Here is a 216-nt window from a genome sequence, read left to right as displayed (position 1 = left end):
TTCTATGAGCGTATCTTTAATTTCCGCGAGATTCGCTACTTTGATATCATAGGTGAGTACTCGGGACTAACCAGTAAAGCCATGACTGCACCCGATGTCAAAATCCGTATTCCACTGAATGAAGAAGCCAAACAGGGTGGTGGTCTAATCGAAGAGTACCTAATGCACTTCAATGGCGAAGTTATTCAGCATATTGCGCTAGCGAGTTATGACTTG

At 43.5% G+C, this 216-nt stretch carries 1 protein-coding gene; it reads left to right on the top strand.

The window, feature by feature from the left end; all coding sequences use genetic code 11:
- The coding region (locus tag V6252_RS13370; RefSeq protein ID WP_341610761.1) for a VOC family protein at positions 1-216 on the top strand (216 nt) is incomplete at both ends.

This window comes from Psychrobacter proteolyticus, from assembly GCF_038155145.1.
GTDB lineage: Bacteria > Pseudomonadota > Gammaproteobacteria > Pseudomonadales > Moraxellaceae > Psychrobacter > Psychrobacter proteolyticus_B.
Note: the sequence above shows the minus strand (reverse complement) of the source record. Positions and strands in the feature narration are given on the sequence as shown.